General features: G+C 37.1%; 16 protein-coding genes, 2 tRNA genes and 2 pseudogenes. 5 read left to right on the top strand and 15 right to left on the bottom strand.

Annotated elements, in window-relative coordinates; all coding sequences use genetic code 11:
• Positions 1–126: 126 nt before the first annotated feature.
• From LZ575_RS20615 to LZ575_RS20555, 14 genes and pseudogenes are all read right to left on the bottom strand, one after another.
• Positions 127–1,452 (bottom strand): right-handed parallel beta-helix repeat-containing protein, encoded by a 1,326-nt coding sequence (locus LZ575_RS20615; RefSeq protein WP_235327004.1) that lies wholly within the window; start codon positions 1,450–1,452, stop codon positions 127–129.
• A 517-nt stretch (positions 1,453–1,969) separates the two neighbouring features.
• A complete protein-coding gene (locus LZ575_RS20610; protein ID WP_235327003.1) occupies positions 1,970–2,293 on the bottom strand; it encodes a hypothetical protein in 324 nt (107 codons plus the stop codon).
• A 1,377-nt stretch (positions 2,294–3,670) separates the two neighbouring features.
• On the bottom strand, positions 3,671–4,384 hold the full coding sequence (locus LZ575_RS20605; RefSeq protein WP_235327001.1) for a hypothetical protein: 714 nt from the start codon (positions 4,382–4,384) through the stop codon (positions 3,671–3,673).
• A 252-nt stretch (positions 4,385–4,636) separates the two neighbouring features.
• Positions 4,637–4,722: transfer RNA gene (locus LZ575_RS20600), tRNA-Leu, on the bottom strand.
• 15 nt (positions 4,723–4,737) lie between these two features.
• A tRNA-Gly gene (locus LZ575_RS20595) sits at positions 4,738–4,810 on the bottom strand.
• A 359-nt stretch (positions 4,811–5,169) separates the two neighbouring features.
• Positions 5,170–7,759: pseudogene (gene mutS / locus LZ575_RS20590) on the bottom strand (DNA mismatch repair protein MutS).
• Between the two features lie 410 nt (positions 7,760–8,169).
• A complete protein-coding gene (locus tag LZ575_RS20585; RefSeq protein WP_235326999.1) occupies positions 8,170–9,444 on the bottom strand; it encodes an ATP-binding cassette domain-containing protein in 1,275 nt (424 codons plus the stop codon).
• A gap of 20 nt (positions 9,445–9,464) precedes the next feature.
• Positions 9,465–10,352, bottom strand: coding sequence for an alpha/beta hydrolase (locus LZ575_RS20580; protein ID WP_235326997.1), 888 nt, complete (start codon positions 10,350–10,352; stop codon positions 9,465–9,467).
• Positions 10,353–10,511: 159 nt separating this feature from the next.
• Positions 10,512–12,345 (bottom strand): annotated as a pseudogene (locus tag LZ575_RS20575) (ABC transporter ATP-binding protein).
• Between the two features lie 110 nt (positions 12,346–12,455).
• A complete protein-coding gene (locus LZ575_RS20570; RefSeq protein WP_235326995.1) occupies positions 12,456–12,635 on the bottom strand; it encodes a hypothetical protein in 180 nt (59 codons plus the stop codon).
• 256 nt (positions 12,636–12,891) lie between these two features.
• Complete coding sequence (locus tag LZ575_RS20565; RefSeq protein ID WP_235326993.1) at positions 12,892–13,050, bottom strand: hypothetical protein; 159 nt, start codon at positions 13,048–13,050, stop codon at positions 12,892–12,894.
• Between the two features lie 34 nt (positions 13,051–13,084).
• Positions 13,085–13,423 (bottom strand): DUF4377 domain-containing protein, encoded by a 339-nt coding sequence (locus tag LZ575_RS20560; protein WP_235326991.1) that lies wholly within the window; start codon positions 13,421–13,423, stop codon positions 13,085–13,087.
• Between the two features lie 93 nt (positions 13,424–13,516).
• The gene (locus LZ575_RS23000; RefSeq protein WP_255702710.1) at positions 13,517–13,639 is read right to left on the bottom strand and encodes a hypothetical protein; all 123 of its coding nucleotides are present in this window, start codon (positions 13,637–13,639) and stop codon (positions 13,517–13,519) included.
• Positions 13,623–14,432 (bottom strand): NAD(P)/FAD-dependent oxidoreductase, encoded by an 810-nt coding sequence (locus LZ575_RS20555; RefSeq protein ID WP_235326989.1) that lies wholly within the window; start codon positions 14,430–14,432, stop codon positions 13,623–13,625. The genes LZ575_RS23000 and LZ575_RS20555 overlap by 17 nt, the downstream gene beginning before the upstream one ends.
• A 182-nt stretch (positions 14,433–14,614) precedes the next feature.
• Here LZ575_RS20555 and LZ575_RS20550 point away from each other — a divergent pair, with 182 nt between their 5' ends.
• The 3 genes from LZ575_RS20550 (at position 14,615) to LZ575_RS20540 (ending at position 16,956) form a co-directional block, all read left to right on the top strand.
• Complete coding sequence (locus LZ575_RS20550; protein WP_235326987.1) at positions 14,615–15,181, top strand: RNA methyltransferase; 567 nt, start codon at positions 14,615–14,617, stop codon at positions 15,179–15,181.
• 343 nt (positions 15,182–15,524) lie between these two features.
• The gene (locus tag LZ575_RS20545) at positions 15,525–16,232 is read left to right on the top strand and encodes a right-handed parallel beta-helix repeat-containing protein (RefSeq protein ID WP_235326985.1); all 708 of its coding nucleotides are present in this window, start codon (positions 15,525–15,527) and stop codon (positions 16,230–16,232) included.
• Positions 16,153–16,956 (top strand): hypothetical protein, encoded by an 804-nt coding sequence (locus LZ575_RS20540; protein ID WP_235326983.1) that lies wholly within the window; start codon positions 16,153–16,155, stop codon positions 16,954–16,956. The genes LZ575_RS20545 and LZ575_RS20540 overlap by 80 nt, the downstream gene beginning before the upstream one ends.
• A 285-nt stretch (positions 16,957–17,241) precedes the next feature.
• On the opposite strand, the gene folK is transcribed toward LZ575_RS20540, so the two are convergent.
• Positions 17,242–18,315: a 2-amino-4-hydroxy-6-hydroxymethyldihydropteridine diphosphokinase gene (folK, locus tag LZ575_RS20535; RefSeq protein ID WP_235330787.1), complete on the bottom strand. Its 1,074-nt coding sequence runs from the start codon at positions 18,313–18,315 to the stop codon at positions 17,242–17,244.
• 169 nt (positions 18,316–18,484) lie between these two features.
• On the opposite strand from folK, the gene LZ575_RS20530 reads away from it, so the two are divergent.
• Both LZ575_RS20530 and LZ575_RS20525 read left to right on the top strand, forming a co-directional pair.
• Positions 18,485–19,216 carry a queuosine precursor transporter gene (locus LZ575_RS20530; RefSeq protein ID WP_235326981.1) on the top strand — a complete coding sequence of 244 codons (732 nt, stop codon included), beginning with the start codon at positions 18,485–18,487 and terminating at the stop codon, positions 19,214–19,216.
• Positions 19,217–19,229: 13 nt separating this feature from the next.
• Positions 19,230–21,923, top strand: a complete 2,694-nt coding sequence (locus LZ575_RS20525) for an AsmA-like C-terminal region-containing protein (protein WP_235326979.1) — start codon at positions 19,230–19,232, stop codon at positions 21,921–21,923.
• Positions 21,924–21,991 lie beyond the last annotated feature (68 nt).

The raw sequence follows: 21,991 nt of genomic DNA, 5'->3' as shown, positions 1-21,991 counted from the left end.
ATTATAATATTGAATAGAAATATTGCATTTGCAAAGATAGTTTTTTAGGTTGGCGGTTAAAAGTCCTGTTTACTATTTAAACCCTTGTTTACAGGAGCTATGGAGTTAAAAAGAATAATATGATGTCTATCCATTATTAATAACCTCTAAGCCAGGTTTATTTTTTTTCACCTCGAGGTTATTACTTTTATATATTCTAATGGCTTTCCCCCCTTTAACCTCATTATCTTTAATTACTATATTATTGCAATACGAAGCACCTACGTACAATCCTTTTTTATGCGAAACTCTGTCAACATTTCCTTCAATCAAAATATTTTCTGTCCAGCCAAATTTTATGACAGGAGAAGAGCTGCCATAAGTATTGGTTCTCACATTTTTTATAAATTTCCAGTTTTTTCTAATTGTAGGATTCTTCTCATTTGAGGTCCTGCAAAAAATAGTATTACCTGAACCTGTATATTCATTATTGTGAATGTAAATATTACTTACATCACCTCTTCCACCTGCTGCAAAGGGGGTTAACTGAACATCAATTTTTGAATTTCTCACTTCAACATCATTGGCAAAACCTTCATCATGAAAAGGCTCTAAATCAATACCTGATCTCCTACCTTTATCAATCCACACCTTGTCTATAATAATCTTCCTCGCATCAGAGACCGCAATTCCCTGTAAGCCTGTAAACTTGAGATGCAGGTTTCGTAAAATAATGTTTTCTGATGGATTTGTAGTACTTTGGCCTATATATACTCCATCCCCCCAAACACCATAAACGGAGGAATCTTCAATGGTAATATTTTGAGAATTTATAATGTCAAAAGCATGTTCAAATTCCCAGTAAGACTGGTAAGCTGGAAAACCTGATTTACTACCTGAATCCTTTCCACCTTCCCAAAAATCAGGTGTAAATTCTGATGATGAACCTAATACCTTTCCTTCAATAGTATTTGAACCCTCAATTCGAATGTTTCTAACAGTAATATTTGTGCTTTGATGAATTCTGAAATGCCTCCTATGGGAGTAATTTCCTCTACTAACATTACCACCAAAAGGTATTGCGGGAGCCTTGGTGTAAAAAACAGTAGGCTCTTCTTTGGAAAAACCTTCAATAATTAGATGGTGCTTGTTTACAAAGTTTATAATTCCATTTTTTCCCTTTGGGTTCCATTCCAAATTTCCTTCTGTCCAAAATCGTCCTCTTGGGAATTTTATAACATTTGCCTTTTGAGCTGTTCCATTGGGTACAGCATCTATTTGATCCTGAATATGTTTAGTCAAATCACCTCCCCCCTGGACATTGATATAATAAATATTTGTAGTATCAACTACTTCTTCCGCACCCTTTATGGTCCTCAATGTAAGTGCTGAAGTATCTTTATTTAAAGTGGAACTAATTCCCAAGACAAAAATGGCATAAATCAGTAAAAAAGTAGTTTTGTATATGAACATATTTTTAAAACTTAAAAAGTGAAAGAGAAAAAAAATCCAATCCTCATTTTTTAAATCTACGGAAGAATTATGCCAAAGCTGCACCAAATTGAGAAAAGGCAAAAGTTATTTGCAAACTCATTTATATGTTATAAGAAACCGGGTCATTAAAATAAAATATAGAAAACTCTCAGGTACGGATCTACCACACCTCCAAATGCTGATGTATACAAGAACTTAATGGTAAAAAGATAATTCCTGAAAGTGAAGCTAAAAGAATGAGGGGCTATAAAAATTTTAAAGACATATCTGGCCGATAAAATGGTATTTACCCCAGGATCCGGTAAGAAGAATCGATGCAATAAAAAATTTTATAGGTGAAATTTTCGAAAAGGTATAGTGGTTCCTGAAGAAGCCAAAAAAATCTTAACTCGAATTGATCAAAATACTGTTCATTATAATTTATTGTACCGCTCAAAAAATAGTGAACTTCTTTTTTGCTATGTAAGGCACAATTATAATGAATTGCTTATCTGTTCTATTTCTTATAAAAAATCATTGCCTCATCGACAACCCGTTCCAGACCGAGATTCTGTAATTCATTTTCTAAAGGAGTAATTTCATATATTGCTCTTTTCTCCGGATATAAATTCACTACAAAAATTGCTATTTTTTCTTTACCCGAAATTTTTCTCTCAATTTGGGAAATGAACTGGAGAGTCTCCACAGGCTGGAAAAAAGAATCAATACCTAAAGATGACTCGGGATAGAGATATCTAAAAATGTGAGATTTATTTCCATAGAAATATACATTATAGCCTTTGCCCTGTAAATCTGCTACCTCAGCTTGAATTTTTCTCAAAAATTGAGCTCTCAACTCATTCGTTCTAAGCGGGTATAATAATTCACTTTCTACTGGAGAGTTCAACAAATTTAAATTTTTATCTTCAAAAATACCGCTCCCCTTTTCCAATATTGAGAGGGGAATTAAAATGATAAATATCAATATCCAAAACCTTTTTAATTCTATTCCTGTATACCACATTACAAAAGGAAAAAGCAAAAACAAAGAAGAAACTTTTAAAAGTCCGGTTATTGATCCCAAAGGATTGACAAAAAGGAATAGTACAAAGGTGTATATAATCAAGCTATTTTTAAATTGAGGAATCTCGCGGTTCTGGTAAGTGTGGACTCCTACGATAGACAAAGGTAGAGAGATCAAAAAAAGAGAATAATTCCACGAATAATTGGTATTATAAATAAAAAGAATTATAAAGATGAAATATACAATTCCAAAAATTACTAAAGAAATTCTACCCAATTTCTTTAACAGCAGGAATTTGTAAATTGAAAACAAACTCAGGTTTAAAATTATGTACAGCAATAGTTTGAATGCATCCTTTAAATAATTTGTTATAAGACTTTTCAATGAGTAGTATTCTGAACCTTCTACTGTCTTTTGTAATTTTCCCAGCCCGTTGTAATACAATAAATAAAATATAGCTATAGTCGATAAGGAAAGGATAAGCACGAATAAAGGATCTTGCCACCTCTTTTCCCTTTTTCTCCCCTCTTTTAATTGAAAAAATACACTTAGCATAACAATAGGTATTACCGCAACATTAGGAATTCTTACCACAACTGCTGCTCCACATAAAAACGAAATTAATCCTATCAAGAAAAAATTGGCTTTTGAAAGGTATAGAACTGTAAGGGAGAAAATGAGAGAAAGAAGAAATACACTTAGAGTATCATAGCCTAAAATATTAGCATTTAACGGAGAAATTAAAATTAATGTACTGCCCAGGTAAAGATATAATTTGGATCCTTTTTTCTTGTTTCTAACGATGAAGAACGGTAATAGCAAAGAAACCAGTAAAAAAAAGTATTTATAAATCTTAAAGTAATAAGTTTTCCGCCAAAGACTTTAATAATTGATTCAATTGTTAAGGAGCTTAGGAGGAATGAGAAAACGTGTTTATTACCCTCAGAATAAATCGCCTGGTTTAAATGGTAAAAACCATCTGTAAAATCTAAACCAAAAAATATCCACGAGAAATAATAAAGAACAGCAAAGACAAAAAAAACTTTAGAAAGAATATTAAACTTCATAAAGACTGTTAAACAAATATAAATTATATGTGGTAGAGGAATTGTTTTTAGAAGATATTCTCTACAGGTTATATCCTAACACTTATGTCCTTATTAATATCTTACATATTAATTTCCAACCATATATTTAATGCTTAGCTTTTAAATACATCCATTTAAGTCCTCTTTTTCTCCCTTCACGAACAGCAGTTACTTTTAGCTTTGGATGAAGAAGCCACCAGGGCGCTTCCTCAGGCTGCCTCCCCCTAAAATGAATTACCTCAATATTATGGCTATTCCTAAACCTTTGAGTGAATTCTTCTAAAGCGAAATTTTCTTTACCGTCATGCAGCTCTACTAACATATCTATTTTATAAAGCTTCTCGACTTTTTGGGGATCTAATAAAGATGTTTCAGCACCTTCAATATCACATAAAATAAAAATATTTTTATCGGGTAGAGTATTTAAAACTTCGTGATTACAAAACTCATGAACTTCAATATTGTTTTGAACATTATTTTTAATAGCCAATTCTTTGATATAAGGATGAGCAGCCAAATTCGTGTCAAAGGCCTGTATTAAAAAATTTCTGTGTCCCTCTATCTTTTTTAAATAAGCCAATCCTACTACATAAAAACCTTCAGCCGCCCCTATATCTATGATTATCTCATACTCCTTATTTACTATTTCAGAAATAATATTGTGTAACTCCTTTTCGTAAGTTCCTAAAATTTTAGGTAAAAAGGCACTGCCATGAGATGTATTAATATAAAACATTCCCTGAAAAGGACCAGACACAATCTTTTTTTGATGGATGTAATATAAAATTTTTTCAAAAATTTTATATTTTTTGGTTTTCATTTGGGAGGTTTTATGTTAAAGGTACTAGTTTTCCAAAACTTTAAAAAATACTAACTATAACTTCAAAAGGAAGTATAATGTAGTATAAAATTAATTGCGAGAAAAACTAGCTATCTTAGGCCTTTAAAAATAATTAATTCTAAGTTTTTGATAACTGCTTTTGAACGATTAATAATCAGTTGTATTTTGGTAATTTTTAAAACTTAAAACCAAAAAAAACCCTCTAAATCAATAAGATAAAGAGGGTTTCTGTACTCGGAGCGGGACTTGAACCCGCACGACCGTTGCTGGTCATTGGATTTTAAGTCCAACGTGTCTACCAATTCCACCATCCGAGCGTGGATTGTATACTGAGCGAAAAACGGGATTCGAACCCGCGACCTCCACCTTGGCAAGGTGGCGCTCTACCAACTGAGCTATTTTCGCGTATTTCTAAGAACTTACATTCACAATACTAACCTGTAGAATGCGGAGGCAAATTTAAAACAATTCTTATAATACCAAAGACTTTTTTGTACAATTTGAACTTTCTAATGTGCATTTTTTGCCTACTCAAAAAAGAACATCTTTAACTTCTTGTACTTCAACGCCTAAAACATCCAATCTTTTTCCCGTTTGCCCATTCTCTTCTCTCTTCTCTCTTCTCTCTTCTCTCTTCTCTCTTCTCTCTTCTCTCTTCTCTCTTCTCTCTTCTCTCCTACCTCTCTTTCCCCTGGAGTCTTGTATCTTGTTTCTTGTTTCTTGTTTCTTCTATCTTAACTCTCTTTTCTGAAAGTCAGTGTCGATCACGCCTTCGCCTTCTGCTTACTGCCAAGCATCCTCTTGATTTCGTTCAATTTCATCAAAGCTTCTACCGGGGTGAGGGTATCTATATCTATATGTAGTAGTTCTTCTTTTAACTCTAACAAAAGCGGATCATCCAGATTGAAAAAACTCAACTGCAAATCGTTTTCAGCTGATTTCTTCAGCACCGCCCCGGCATCTTCCATTTGATGACTCTTCTCAAGCTTCTTCAGGATCTTATTAGCTCTGCTAAGTACCTGTTGTGGCATTCCTGCCATCTTTGCCACGTGGATTCCAAAACTGTGTGCACTCCCCCCGGGAATAAGTTTCCTTAGAAATAGAACATTATCTTTTAGCTCCTTCACAGATACGTTGTAGTTCTTGATCCTGGAAAATGTTTCTCCCATTTCGTTAAGCTCGTGGTAATGGGTCGCAAATAAGGTTTTGGGCCTCGCCGGATGTTCGTGCAGATATTCTGTAATGGCCCAGGCAATAGAGATCCCGTCATAAGTGCTCGTCCCCCGACCGATTTCATCCAAAAGCACCAGGCTTCTTTCTGAAATATTATTTAAAATGCTGGCTGTTTCATTCATTTCTACCATAAAAGTAGACTCTCCCATCGAAATGTTATCACTCGCCCCTACTCTTGTAAAAATTTTATCTACCAAACCAATACGGGCAGACTTTGCAGGAACGAAACTCCCCATTTGCGCAAGAAGCACAATTAAAGCTGTTTGACGTAATATAGCAGACTTACCACTCATATTAGGATTAGGTTATCATAATGATTTGTTGCATCTCTCTGTCGAGATATACATCATTAGCAATATAAGCTTCTCCCAGAGAAAGTCGCTTTTCGATCACGGGATGACGACCTTCTTTAATATCAAGTTCAACCGAATCTTCTATTTCGGGCTGTACATAATTTTCCAGAATTGCATGTTTAGCAAAGGAGCAAAGGCAGTCAAGTTGACCTATAAGTTTTGCATTTTGCTGTACTTAGCTGTATATAATCAGCCAGCCAATTAACCAATTTAGAGAAGAGTTCCTGTTCCAGCTGCTGTATCTTCTCTTCAGCTCCCAGGATTTTTCCTTCGTATTCCTTAAGTTCTTCTGTTATGTATCTTTCAGCATTAACAAGCGTTTGTTTTCTGGTCCAGTTTGAGGGGACCTTATCTTTATGGGTATTTCGCACTTCAATATAATATCCGTAAACATTGTTACTTCCAATCTTCAAAGAGGAAATACCAGTTTCTTTGGTTTCCCTCTCCAGCATATTGTCCAGGTAATCTTTTCCTGAAAAAGCAATGTTCCTCAATTCGTCCAGCTCCGGGAAAAACCCCCTGGCTATACATTCTCCTTTAAGAATATTAACCGGAGCATCTTCATTAAGTGTTTCCTTGATCTTCGTCCTTAGTACTTCGCAATTTTGTAACTGATCACCAATAACTTTTAAAGATTCCTCCCCACAATCCATGGCTAAAGCTTTTACAGGGACTACGGCATCAAGAGAATTTTTAAGATGAATTACTTCCCGCGGACAAATTTTTCCAGTAGCCACTTTAGAAATGAGCCTTTCCAGATCGCTTATTTGCTTTATATGCTGCTGAATTTTTTCCAGATCATTTCTATTATTTATAAAATAAGAAACAACCTGCTGTAGTTTTTAATCTTTTCAGCATTTTTTAGCGGAAGGGCAAGCCATCGCTTCAACATTCGTCCCCCCATAGGGGAAATCGTTTGATCAATAACATCCAGTAAAGTCACAGCATTTTGAGCCGTAGAATGATATAATTCCAAGTTTCTTGTGGTGAACCTGTCCATCCACACGTATTCTTCTTCGGCTATCCGGTTTAAAGAAGTTATATGCTGCAGCTTGTGATGCTGGGTTTCTCCCAGGTAATGTAGAACAGCTCCTGAAGCTATTACCCCTTCAGCAAGATGATCTACCCCAAATCCTTTAAGGGTTTTGGTATTGAAATGTGAATTAAGAGATTCATATGCATAATCGCTCTTGAAAACCCAATCCTCCAGGTAGAAACAATGAAAAGCATCACCAAAAGTTTTTGTGAATTCCTTTTTAAAATTCTTCTGGATAAGAACTTCGCTTGGACTGAAATTTTGCAGTAATTTATCTATATATTCCTCATTACCCTGGGCCGTCAAAAACTCTCCGGTAGAAACATCCAGGAATGAAATTCCTAATATCTTTTTACCATAATGGATGGCACAAAGGAAGTTGTTAGACTTACTATTCAGCACCTCATCATTCATGGAAACACCCGGTGTAACTAATTCTGTAACACCCCGTTTAACAATGGTTTTAGTCATTTTAGGATCTTCGAGTTGGTCACAGATCGCAACCCGGAGCCCCGCCTTCACCAATTTAGGTAAATAAGTATTTAAGGAATGATGTGGAAATCCTGCCAGTGCAGTTTCTACTTCACTTCCATTCCCCCTCTTTGTAAGTACAATGTTAAGGATCCTGGCAGTCCTTACTGCATCTTCACCAAAAGTCTCATAGAAATCCCCTACCCTAAACAGCAATAAAGCATCGGGATACTTTGCTTTAATAGCATTGTATTGCTTCATCAACGGAGTTACCTGCTGTACTTTTTTTGCTGCCAAAATTTGTGGAATTATTTAAGCTAAAAGTAATTATTCCTATACATTAGAGGAAATATAAGATACACCTTTTATTCAAAATTATTCACAATACTAAAGGAAAGAAAAGCAGGAAACTTACTTTTCTCCTAACCCGGGCAGGCTGGGATAATGCTAATTCTTTAATACAAGAATGAAACCTCACGAATAGTTGCGAGCTGGTTTTTGTTGATAAAATATCAATCTCCCGCATAAAATGTTCTTAGTTCCCAACTCGTCAAATCCAAGGTTGGGATTTCCATAGTGGCTCCAGATGACGGATCATACTTCTTGAAATTCTTCTAATTTACCGCTGAACAAAAGTGATTTCCGGGAAGTTCATTGGATGAAAATCTGGTTTAATTAATTCTTTTGTTTTTCCGGGTGTTTAGGACTTTGCCGACAGAACCATTTTCTGAAGGAAATAAATTAAAGATAAACTGTGAATTTAACCCTTTTTCATGCCTGTGAGAGACATAAATTATGGCGGTTTCGGTTCTTTCTGAAATATAATTTATTAGTCGGGTGAGCAATATTGCACTCTTCTCGTCCAACGAAGTAGTAGGTTCATCTAAAATAAGTAGAGGAGGATGTTTTATCATTGCCCTTGCCACAAGCAGAAGCCTTTGCTGCAGAAGTGATAAATTTATAAATGGTGTATTTCCTTCCTCCGTTAGCTGCAGGGTCTTCAACCAGTCCTTTGCCAACTTATTTTGTTCCTCAGTCGGCTCCTGATACAGTCCCACACTATCTACAAGACCCGATATTAGCATTTGTTCCGCAGTATGAGTTCTTTTAAATAGTTCGGTAAGAGCTGGCGAAAAATAGCCGATTTTCCTTTTAATCTCCCATACACTTTCCCCACTGCCTTTCTTCTTTTCGAACAAAAAAAGTTCCTGGCCATAAGCCTTCGGGTTATCACCATAGATCATACTCAGCAAAGTGCTTTTTCCTGAGCCATTTGGCCCGGCCAGCTTCCAAAATTCCCCTTTTAGAATTTTCCAGTTGATGTTCCTTAAAATTGGCTTACCCTCATACTTTACTGAAACATTCTTCATTTCAACCAATACCTCCGGAATACCTTTATAATCTATTGGCGCCGGAGGAATAACAGGAACAAATTTCGTGTTTTCTTTTCGGTTAACATTCTTCTGAAAATCTGAAAGACTATAGATAGTGGTCTTCTCCTTTTCTTTAAATAATACATGGGAAATACAGGTAAGCAAATCCTCCCTTCTCTTAAAAAGCTGAATTAGAGGAATAGCTTCGGAAAGTTCCTGAAATCTTTTTCTCAATTGCATCACTGATTTTTTATCCAGACTGGCAAACGGATCATCCAGGACCAAAAAATCAGGTTCCTGATTTATCAAATGATCCAGCAGGGCCTTCCGTCTTTCACCACTGGAAAACGTCCTGATCCCCCGGCCTTCTCCCTGCACCAGTTCACTGCGGCCATGCCGTGCATCCTTCTCAATAAATTCATCCAGCACAACATCAGATAATAAAACCCCTTTTTTACCTCGCAATTCTGCCAGCTCTTCAACCACCTCTCCTTTCAGCAGTTCCTGGAGCCACTCGTTATGGAGGGAAAATTCCTCCCCGTATAACGCATAATGTCTTATTTCATTTTTCACATAAAAATCTGTGCCTGTTATTATTGTTTCCCGTTTTTGCTTAAGCTTTCCAGCCAGTCGCTCAACCTATCTGTCCAGGTTGCCAAATAACCACCTTCTTTGGCCATTGCAAATCCGTGCCCTCCTTTAGGATAGAGATGCATTTCAGCAGGAATATCTTTATCTGTCAATGCTTTATAGAATAAAAGAGAGTTTTCCACAGGAACCGCAGTATCATCAGCTGTATGCACCAGGAAGGTGGGTGGTGTGTCCTTAGTTACCTGCAACTCATTTGAAAATTGATTCACCAGTTCCTCAGCTGCATTCTCTCCTAAAAGATTCCTTCTGGACCCCCCGTGGGTAATTCCATTCTTCATGCTTATCACCGGATACACCAGAACAGAAAAATCAGGACGTGCAGAAAGCTTGTCAACAGCATCCTCCTTTTCCAAATAATCCTCATCAAAGCGAGTCGCCAGGCTGGCTGCCAAATGTCCTCCAGCTGAAAAACCCATTATTCCTACTTTATTATTCTGGATATTCCATTTTTCTGAATTAGCCCTTACTAACCTTATCGCTCTCTGCACATCCTGTAGAGGCGCCTTATAACTTTCTATGACCGATTTTGAGTCGGGAAGCCGATATTTCAAAACCACACCTGCTATACCTTTGGAATTAAGCCACTTGGCAAAATCCGTTCCTTCCCAGTCATAGGACAAAAATCCGTAGCCGCCACCTGGGCAAATCACAACTGCCTGGCCTGTTGCCAATCGTTTAGAAGGTAAATAGACTTCTATAGAAGGCTCCTGCACCTTGGAAATGCTTAAAATTTCCTGTTGATTCTGAATTTCTTTCTCATTAGATTTTTCACTATTAGGAATACCGTCAGGCCATAGGGAAAGTGTTTCCTGTTGTGCATAACTAAGCAAAAAAGGCTGAAAAAAAGATAAAATTATAAAGCAGTTGTTTTTTCATTTTTAAAATTGTTTAATTCATTGTTTTAAGTTATTTCTTTGACTTCAGAAAGTTGTACCCTTCTCACTCTTTCAATCTTTGACTCCTTCACTCTTTAACTCCTTCACGTTCTACTACTGATACCCTGCCGCCTGTAAATTAAATAATTCAGCATAAAGTTTATTATTTAGAATTAGTTCCTGGTGGGTTCCTATTTCCAATACAGAGCCATCTTTTAAAACCATAATCCTGTCAGCAATTCTAACAGTACTGAATCTGTGAGAGATAATAACTGCAGTTTTGCCTTCGGTTAACTTAATAAACCTGTCAAAAGCTTCCGTTTCTGCACGTGCATCAAGAGCCGAAGTTGGTTCATCAAGTATTAGGACTTCTGCATCTTTCATATAAGCCCTCGCAATAGCAATTTTTTGCCATTGTCCTCCCGAAAGATCTTTACCCTGTTTAAAGCGTTTTCCCAGTTGCTGGTCATATTCTTTGGGCAGGGCAGAAATAACTTCCCTCGCAAGACTTTTTTCCGCAGCACTGTCTATTCGTGGCTGGTTCCCAATTTCACCTATTTCCCCCATCGCAATGTTTTCCCTAAGCGTTAATTCAAATTTGACAAAATCCTGAAAGATCACTCCAAAATATTGTTGGTACTGCGTCTGATTATATTTTTCAACAGGGTTATCATCAAGCAGAATCTCTCCCTCTGTAGGCTCGTAAAACCTGAGCAATAACTTTATTAATGTTGTTTTACCTGCGCCGTTTTCTCCTACAAAAGCAAGTTTTTTCACCAGCCTTCAACTCGAAATTTATATTACGAACCACCCATATTTCAGATTTTGGATATTTAAAGCCAACATTCCGGAATTGAAAACCTTTCTGGATCTTCTGTGGTAAGGGCAACTTTTCTTCAGAATTATCTTCAGCATATTTTAAATCAAGAAACTCAAAATAGTCCTGCAGGTACAAAGCGCTTTCAGTAATAGCTGTAAACCGGGTGAAAAAACCCTGAAGCTTGGCTCGAAGCCTATTAAAAGAGCCCGAGAGGAATGTGAGATCCCCCAGGGAGAATATGCCTGCAACGGTTCTAAAAATAATAAAAACGTAGGCTCCGTAATAGGCCGCTGTCCCTATAACATTGAAAAAAGAACCCCAGCCCGCGCGCTGCTTTGCCAGCCCTTTGCTTTGCGTATAATATTTATCTGACAGATTCTTAAACCGTAGGGCCAGATAATCAGAAAGGCCAAATAGTTTCACTTCCTTTGCGGTTACATCACTGGCCCCGGCGTATCTTAGATAATCCAGTTCCCGGCGTTCCTGCGTCCAGCTTCTCGCCAGCGAATAACTGGTACCACTAAATTTTATTTCATTTATAATTGTGGGAATAATAGAAACGACAAGCAGGAGAACAAGCCAGGGTTCAAAAGTTACAACCCCGGCCAGTAAGGTTATAATGGTAATTATGTCCTCTCCCTGTGTAAGAATATTAGACATTAGCCCTACTCTCCCGGTGGTTTGCTGCCGTGCTCTTTCCAGCTTATCGTAAAATTCTGAATCCTCCAGTTGATCCAAATTTAATTCTGAAGTTTTCTTAATGATCTTTACTGAAGTATTGATAGAATATTGATCTCCCAGCAAAGCATCACTAAGACTAATCGCCCGGCTGATTAAATCGGATATTATTGCCAGACCAAATTCGGCCGCCACCAATATCCACAGCCTGTCCAGGTCTTTCACGTCTGCTCCTATCTGCAATACCACCTCATCTATAATAAGTTTTCCCACGTATAACATGAGAACAGGTAAAACAGCATTGATGACCCGGCATGATAAAGTTGCATAGAAAAGTAACGGATTAACTTTTCTTATCTCCTTAAAAAATCTGGGGACAAATTTTAAAGAGGCAAAACTCTCTTTAAAATTAATTTTATTGGGTTCTAAAGTGGATTTCAGTTTTGGCAAAAGCTATGATTTCTCTTTCTGTGCAAGTTAGTAATGAATTTTTACACAAAATCTTAAATTTACTGTCTAACTTCTTTTCAGCATAGTTTTAACAACGAGAGTACTATTAATTAGGAAACTTTAAGGATTTCTTCTTCCTGCGTCTCCTCCTTCTTTTTATCGACCTGCTCAACTGAAAACTTGGGGGTTATGTCTTTATAATAATGAGGAATGGGTACGGGAAGGACAGAGGCCAGCATTATCAAAAGCAAAAGGGTAAGCAGCCTTGCTAATTTTTTTATACTTTTCATAAAATAGATAAATAGTTTAGTCTTATTTAATATTGGGAACATGGTGTTCCTCGGGCTAAACTATCAAGAGAGAGGAAAAGGCTCTTTTATAGAAAAAGGCATTACTTTTTTATTCGGTAAAACATAGCTATAATCAATGATTACCTGTTGTTGCTTCAGATAGTTTTGGTAGATATTTTGATCCTGTCTAAGCTGAAAAATTTTAAAATGAAAGCTCGTATGGGCTGTAAGTAAACCTGGCTTAAGCGGAAGGTTCTTATCTTGGAAAAGCAGAAAAGGCTGCCTGGTTATGACTTAGCTTTTCTACCAGTTCCGTAGTTTCAACTTTACCATAATAGGTACAATTATTTCCGTTAGAACAAATCAGGAAACTCAGTAGAAATAAAAGAGCAGTTGCTTTCTTAATAGTATTCAACTTCATTTTATTTAGTGCAAGTAAGGATATTAACTCATTGCTCATCCCTCGCTTTGGAGAGAATCTTAACTAATTCATACTTAAAAGAGGAAACGTCCTGGGGTGGATTGGCAACCGGAATTCTTTTGACTATTATATCATATATAAATCCTGGTTCATAATTGAAGCCGACAATATCATCTTTGAAATAAAAGTATTCCCAATCTTCAGAATCAATCTTTTCTCCCTGCTGAATTAACAGGCATTCCCCTTCCATTAATCCTTCACAGTTAACAGTACTACTGTTTACCCTCATTTTAATCTCTTCTCCAACATCAGCTGTTGCACTGCATCCTGCAGTTAAAACAAGCACCAACAAAACAAGGATCTTCATGTTCATGATTGATTATATAATAAAAGTAATCAATTCTGAAAAAACACGATCATAGACAATTGATTTTCAGAACCTTTTATTGAAAATTTGTTTTTAATGGACCAGCTCTTCAGAAATTAATTCTTTATTAAGGGCTATTCCGGCTAAAGATCCTGCAGAAACTGCATGAGAAACTGCTCTTCCAAGACTCGAATTATCACTAAGCAGCGTAAACACCAGGAACTTCAGTTTTTTGAAAAAGATCTACCTCTATTCTTCCATGTTCAGTAAAAGTACAACCCAATTCCTGCGGGAGGTTAGATTTCTGCTTTATTTCGGGAGAGGCATAAAGCGCCTTTAAATTTTGTTTTGTATTATCTTTGAAAATTACATTTTGAATGTTTCCTTCTACATGTTCAAAGGCAGCGATTTCCTTTTCTTCTATTCTTATGTTATTGTTATGAAGCAGGGCAGTATGGTCTTTTGAAAGTGTAGAAGTACCATTAGTGTATAAAGTAATTTCACCTGACCAGTGGGAAATTAATTTTACCTGCTCATAACCTTTTTCCCCATTTCCGAAAACACCCGTTTTAGCACCCTTAAATTCATACCCGTGACAATAGGGACAATGTAAAACTGAAACACCCCAACAAGCAGCAAAGCCTTCAATATTTGGCATAATATCAATAATTCCTGTTGTAAATAATAGCTTTTTTGATTGATACTCCTCATTATTTGCGGTTTTAATCGCAAATCCCTTTTCAGTTTTTTCTGCCTTGACTGCTTCTCCTTTCAAAAAAGAAACTGTAGGATATTTTAATACATCTTCCCTGCCTTTGGAAGAAAGATTAGCCGGAGTTTCACCATCTCTGGTTAAGTAATTGTGAGTAAAGGGTGTGTGACTGTTACAGGGGTTCCCGGCATCTATAACGAGTACCTTTCGTAATGATCTTCCAAGACTGAGCGCTCCTGCCAGTCCCGCATAACTTCCCCCCACAATAATTACATCGTATAGTGCGTTTTGTGCCATAAATTTTGATAATTGAAGCAGGGCTTAAGAAGCCCTTATAGTTTTCCGAATAAAAATAGGTTCCTTCTACTAAAAGAGAATTGATGTTTTGTTAATTAACTTAGCTTTTGCTTATTCCTGCTGTACAAGGTATTTTCAGAGATATCATTTTTTAACCCCCTGAAACTTTATATTTTTGCCAAATGGAAAAGCGAAAATTGAAGAACAGCGAACTCGATAGAAAATCTGTTTCAGAATTTCGGGAGGCATCTAAAACGCCCTTAATTGTAGTCCTGGACAATATACGCAGCCTGAATAATATAGGCTCTGTTTTTCGCACCTGTGACGCCTTTCTTATTGAGAAAATATATTTGTGTGGTATAACTGCCACTCCACCTCATAAGGACATTCATAAAACGGCATTGGGAGCCACTGAAACTGTTGAGTGGGAATACCGGGAAAGCACATTGGAAGTAGTGCGAAACCTACAGCAGGAAGGAAAGAAAGTATTTTCTGTCGAACAAGCCGAAAACGCTGTTATGCTAAATAATTTCCAGCCAGAAAAGAATGAGGCCTGTGCCGTAATATTTGGAAATGAGGTTAAGGGGGTTCAGCAAGAAGTAGTTAATGCAAGTAACGGGGTCATAGAAATTCCGCAGCTTGGCAGTAAACATTCCCTAAACATAGCTGTGAGTGCCGGGGTGGTGATTTGGGACCTATTTGTTAAGTTATCTTCAGGAGCTTCTGAGCGCTCCAATTTTTCTCATTAGTTCAGTAGAAATCTGGAGGTTCAATTCTTCTATTCTTCCTTTACTCTAACGATAACGAACACGTTACCCCTTCTATTTTATTGTTGAATGCCCTTGACATTCTTCTATTTCTAATTTTCACTCCTAAAGAAAACATTGGGATTTTAAATGTAGTCCCAATTGTAATTTCAAACATTTTTAGAAAATTTTAACTCCTTTTGTCGATTAAGTTTGCACCTTGACGGAAATTATAGTTCTTTTACGCAACCTATTTAGTTCCAGCTGTTAAGAAATTAACAGTAAATAATTTGGATATTTTCGTTAAAAGCAGGCAAGGATTGTTAATAAATCCACTTCCCCCCGTATGAGGCACAATTACTTTGTATTAAGTTTATTGTCAATTTTATTTTTCGCATCCTGCACCCCGGAATTTCGGGGTGAGCTCGATAATATGCTTCATGAAGCCAGTATAACCTACTATATAAGCCCATCGGGGAATGATTCTAATAGCGGCAATACTCCAGATGATGCCTGGAAATCTATAGAGAAAATTAATTCCCTGGTACTTGAGCCGGGTAGCAGGATCTTTTTTGAAGGTGGTAGCGAATTTCCAGGTACTCTTTACCTTGACCAGGATGATGCAAATGACGCTTCCCATCCTGTTAAAATTTCTTCCTATGGAAATGGAAAAGCCAAGATCCTGGCAGGGAATGGCTTTGGAATTAATGTTTACAACACCGCCGGAATAAAAATTAATAACCTTATCGTTGAAGGCAGCGGGATGTATACGAATCAGGAATCGGGAATTCAGTTTTATAACGATTTACCGGGGAATATAAAACTTGAAAATATTGAAATAACAAATTGCGAGGTATACGGTTTTAAAATTTTTGGAATTGTAATTGGAGCCTGGAACCAAAATTCAGGATTTAAAGACGTTCTCATCGAAAACAATAAAGTGCATCACTGCCTGGACGTGGGGATTGGTTCTTATGGGCATTTCTCAACCACAAAGACTGAGTTATGCACATTACAATATCAACGTAAGGAATTGCGAAGTATACGAAATTGAAGGATATAATAAAGGAGGAAATTCGGGTAACGGCATTGTTCTCTCTGATGTTCAAAACTCTGTGATCGAATACAGCACTGTATATAACTGCGGAAAAGGAAACACTTCGTGTGGAGGACCCGTGGGCATCTGGTATTGGGATGCAGATTCAGTCACCATTCAACACAGCGAAGCTTATAACATAAGTTCCGGAAGCGGTGCAGGATGTGATGGCGGGGGATTTGATCTTGATGGTGGTGTTACTAATGGTATAATGCAATACAACTACTCTCATGATAATGATGGTGGAGGTTATCTGGTGGGCCAGTTCGATTATGCACGACCAATGAAAAATATTACAGTGAGATATAATATTAGTGAGAATGATGCTGCTACAAATGGAGGAAGTGTATATCTCTTTAACGGGTCAAGGAATATGAGCGACATTTATGTGTACAATAATACTTTCTATATAGCCGAACAATCTACCAACACCTCTTCGGCTGCAATTAAATTCTCAAACTGGAAACCTATAAATAACAACATCAATTTTTATAACAACATTCTATATGCTGCTAACGGTGCTGATCTTGTAAGCATTCCTAAAGGTTATTCGGCAAAATTATACGGTAACCTTTACCACAGTAGTGACAATGCTAAAATTGTTTATCAGGATGTGATTTATAACAATCTTGAAGCTTTTAGAACCAGTGGCAATGAAATGTATAATAATACTCCCACCTAGTGTTGAAGGAGATCCAAAGCTTATAGCGCCAGGTTTAGGAACTATTATAGGGTTTGGTAACGAATTAAAAGAACTGAAAGCTTAAGGCTTCTTTTTGAATCTCCTGCCAAAGACAGAGGAATTAAAATTGAAAGTAGTATAGGTGAAAGAGATTATTTTGGAAACCAACCCCTCAAAGGATTAAGCCAGGACATTGGAGCTCACGAGCTTTAAGACCGGGATTTAAAATACCCCCTTCCCCCTATCCCCCTGTAAAGGCGAAGAAATCTCTTCGCCTTTTTCATTTTACTCCCGTTGAAGATCTATTTCATTTAAAACTGAAAGATAATCGCCGCGATCATTAACAAAATCTTTATCGGATATTTCTATTATCTGTACCCGCATTTCTTTTTGAGATTTTATAAAAGATAGATAACTCTTGTTGATCTCAATCAGGTAATCTGGTTTAATGTTCTGCTCATATTCCCGACCTCTCTGTTTGATATTCTCAAGAAGCCTCTCAGTATTCTGGTACAGGTAGATATAAAGATCAGGTTTTACCAGTTCCTTATACATTATTCTGAAAAGTTTATCGTAGAGTAAATACTCATCTTCCTGTAAAGTTATTTTTGCAAAAATGAGGGATTTGAAAACGTCGTAATCTGAAACAACAAAATCTGCAAACAAATCATATTGCGCAAGGTCATCTGATAATTGCTGATACCTGTCAGCCAGAAATGACATCTCGAGAGGGAAAGCATAACGGTGCTTATCTTCATAAAATTTTGGAAGGAAAGGATTATCCTTAAATCGTTCCAGGATGAGCTTTGCATTAAAATCCTGAGAGATCATTGTAGAAAGGCTTGTCTTTCCTGCACCAATATTTCCCTCTATTGCTATATAATTACAATTTTGAAAACTGCGCTTCTTGGAAGGATTTGTCAATTCTCCCTGATAACCTTCAATGGATGAAGTATCCTGTACTTCCTGCAGAAGCTGCCCCACTGTCTTACCTATTCCCGGATGTATTACTTTTGAAGCTATATCAGCCAGAGGTTGAAGCACAAACCTCCTGTTCTGCATATGTGGATGTGGAATTTGCAAATGCGGAATATCAATTATCTCCTCTTCAACAAGAACTATATCAAGATCGATACTGCGGTTTTGATACGTGGAGGACTCGCTCCTCAATCTACCCAATTTTTTTTCTATTAGAAGAAGTTTTTCCAGCACTTTTTCCGCAGAATATCGGGTCTTCATCTCTATACAGGCATTTAAAAAAGAATCTCCTTCAAAACCCCAGGCAGGGGTTTCATAGATTTTAGAAATGGATCCTATTTCCCCAATTTCTTCGTATATTTTTTCCAGTGCAGCTTGCAGGTTTTGTAATCTGTTACTCTAGTACTTGCCAAGAGCGATGTAGAATGTGCGGGGAAAATTCAAACCTTTATTACGAGTGTTTAGGTGAAGACTGAATAATTTGCGGCAAATTAAACAAAAGAAACTTACATCCCCTTAACTTTGCAGCTAAGAGTTTTAAACAATTAAGGTGAGAGCACTTTCTTTAAAAGATCTTTTTCTGGCGCAAAAAATTTATTTAATTCTCGCCTCCCTTTTTATTGCTTCTCTTGTAGTCTCTAACCTTATATTTCAGAAATTCTTTTACTGGGACTTTTTTGGAATTTACACTTTTGAAATTTCGGTAGGCATCCTTCCCTATCCCATAACTTTTTTAATAACCGATATTATTAGCGAAATTTATGGAAAAGAAAAAGCTAACCAGGTGGTCACAGCGGGGATCTTTGCCTCAGTATTTTCCCTGCTAATTGTTTACAGTGCCGATTACGTTCAGGCAACTACCTGGTCACCTATAAATAATGCGCTCTTCACCCGGGTATTCGGTGCTACCGGAATAGCCGTTTTTGCTTCTATGACAGCTTATTTACTGGCGCAGTACATTGATATACAGTTATTCCATTTTTGGAAGAAACTTACCAAAGGTAAGCACCTGTGGGTACGGAATAATTTTTCAACCTTTCTTTCGCAATTCGTAGATACTTTTTCGGTCTTATTTTTGCTTTGTACCTTTAACAAAATTGAATGGGATTTGTTTGGCACTCTTCTCCTCAGTGGATTTTTGTTTAAAGTGCTGGTAGCGGTATGTGATACCCCCTTTCTTTATTTAAGTGTTTATGCACTAAGAAAAAGGTTTGGTTTAGGTTTGGGAGAGGAAATAAACCTGGAACGAACTACATTTGAGGAAGGAAAAAATATCCCTTAAAATAATAATGACAATGAAAAAAGCTTTTAAAATAGTTGGAATAATTCTTCTGGTGCTTATCGTTGTTTTGATAGCAGCACCTTTTGTCTTTGAATCTCAATTAAAAGACCTGCTTAAGAAGACCATAAACGAAAATGTTAACGCCACTGTGGAATTTAGTGACCTCGATTTGTCCTTTTTTAGAAGCTTTCCACAGGCTACTCTGGTACTAAGTGATCTAAGTGTAATAAATAAAGCTCCTTTTGAAGGTGACACCTTAGCAATTAGCGAAGAGACGATCCTGGAAATGTCTATTAAAGAACTTTTTAAAGGGAGTGATCAACCCAAAAAAATTGACCAGCTTATTCTAAATAATGCCTATGTTAACATTAAAGTAGACTCTCTTGGAAACGCCAATTACGACATCGCTATTGAAGACACCACGGCTACTGCCACGGATACTGCTGCAACCGCCTTTAGTCTTGACCTCGAGCATTATGAGATAAACAATTCCAGATTAAAATATTTAGATGAGGGGCAAAAACTTTCTCTTTTGCTGGAAGATTTGAACCACCAGGGAACAGGAGACTTCTCCCTGGACCAGTCCAAACTGGAAACCAAAACCAGATCATTTGTCACTTTTGATCTTGATGGAACAAACTTTTTGAGAAGGAATAAAGTCGCACTGGATGCGGTTATTCAAATGGATCTTGAAAATATGCGCTATACCTTTCTGGAGAACCAGGCAATGATCAACCAGTTACCTCTCAAATTTGATGGATATGTGCAGGTAAATGAGAATAATAATGAAATTGACCTCACTTTTAAAACACCTTCATCTGACTTTAAAAATTTCCTGGCTGTCATTCCCGAGGAATACGCAAAGAATATTGAAAACGTTCAAACAAGTGGAGATTTTGTGGTGAATGGGATGATCAAGGGAATTGTAGACGAATTGCATATCCCTAAACTCGATGTAAGTGTAACTTCTAACAACGCATCTTTTAAATACCCCGATCTCCCAAAAAGTGTTGAAGACATAAACCTGGATCTAAGAATACTTAATACTACAGGCCTGGCAGATGACACTTATATGACCTTTGAAAATGTCACCTTTAGAATTGACAGAGATGTTTTTGCTGCCAATGGAAGCGTAAAAAACCTAACTGGTAACATGCTCGTGGATATGGCTTTAAAAGGAACAATTAATCTTGCCAATATTGAAAAGGCCTATCCTCTTGAATTAGAACAGGAGCTGAACGGTATACTTACTGCCGATGTCACCACGAGTTTTGACATGAATTCTATTGAGCAGGAGCGTTACGAAAATGTAAACAGCAGTGGTACCGCCAATATTAAAGATTTTAGCTACAGCTCTCCTGAAATTCCCAATGAAGTAAAAATTGCAAATGCCGATTTAAATTTTAATCAGGGGAATGTAAGGGTACCTCAACTCATTCTTACTACAGGGCAATCTGATCTTCAGGCTACAGGAAATATTGAGAATTTGATGGGTTTTCTATTTAAGGATCAAAGCTTAAAAGGTTCATTTAATGTGAATTCCAATACTTTCTCTGTAAATGACTTTATGGTTGCTGAAGCTCCTGTAGAAGAAGGAACCACTCCGGAAGAAACTCCCACTGAACCAAATACAACCGCCACACCTACAGAGGCAGTAAAAATTCCATCATTTCTTGATGCACAGCTGGATTTCGCCGTCAAAAAAGTTTTATATGATGATCTCGTTTTAAATAATGCAAAAGGAACTTTGCTTATCCAAAACGAAACAGCAACTTTAAAGGGGATAAGTGCCAATATCTTCGACGGAAATATCGGTCTTAACGGAAATGTCTCCACACAAGGAGCCGTACCCACCTTTGATATGAAGCTGGACCTTAACGCAATGGATATTGCCAAGTCTTTTACAGGACTGGACCTGCTAAAAGGCCTGGCGCCTATAGCTACCGCTCTTGAAGGAAAATTGCAGACACAGTTAAACCTGAAAGGGGATTTAAATAAAGATCTTACTCCCTTGTTAACGAGCATTGCTGGAGATGCCTTTGCTCAAATTCTTACTGCCGAAGTAAAACCTGAGCAGCTGGCTTTACTTTCCAGGCTGGACGAGCAACTAAATTTTATTGACCTCAATGATATTAATTTAGATAACCTCAAGGGCTATGTAACCTTTAAAGATGGGGCAGTATTAGTGCAACCATTTGATTTTAATGTAAAAGGTATAAATGTAAATGTAGCTGGAGGTCACAGCTTTGATATGTCCATGAACTACAATCTTACCCTGGATGTCCCTGCACAAATGTTAGGCAGCCAGATTGGTAGCGCATTGGGCAAATTAAGCGGTGAGGATATCAAAAATATGGTAGTAGCTCTTCCTATTGGTTTAAAAGGGCAGTTTCAAAACCCTCAAATAAATATAAATATGGAGCAGGCAGTAAGCAGCCTAACCCAGAGAATTGTTGAAAAACAAAAGGAGAATCTAAAAGAAAAAGGAACCGATGCTGCCAGGGATATTCTTGGGGGTATATTGAACAGGCAGGGACAAAAACAAAATCCGGCTGATACGACAGCACGAAGAGACACTTTGCAAACAAAAACTCCCCCTGTAACTCAAAAAACTGAAACTCAGGTGAAGGATGCTGCAACGTCTATTTTGAACGGACTCTTAGGAGGTAAGAAAAAAGCACAGGATACTACCCGAATGAATAATTAAAGCTGAAAAACTGTAAATAAAACACCCGACAATTTAAATACTGTCGGGTGTTTGTTTTATAGAGACAA

Source organism: Antarcticibacterium sp. 1MA-6-2 (assembly GCF_021535135.1).
Lineage (GTDB): Bacteria > Bacteroidota > Bacteroidia > Flavobacteriales > Flavobacteriaceae > Gillisia.
Note: the sequence above shows the minus strand (reverse complement) of the source record. Positions and strands in the feature narration are given on the sequence as shown.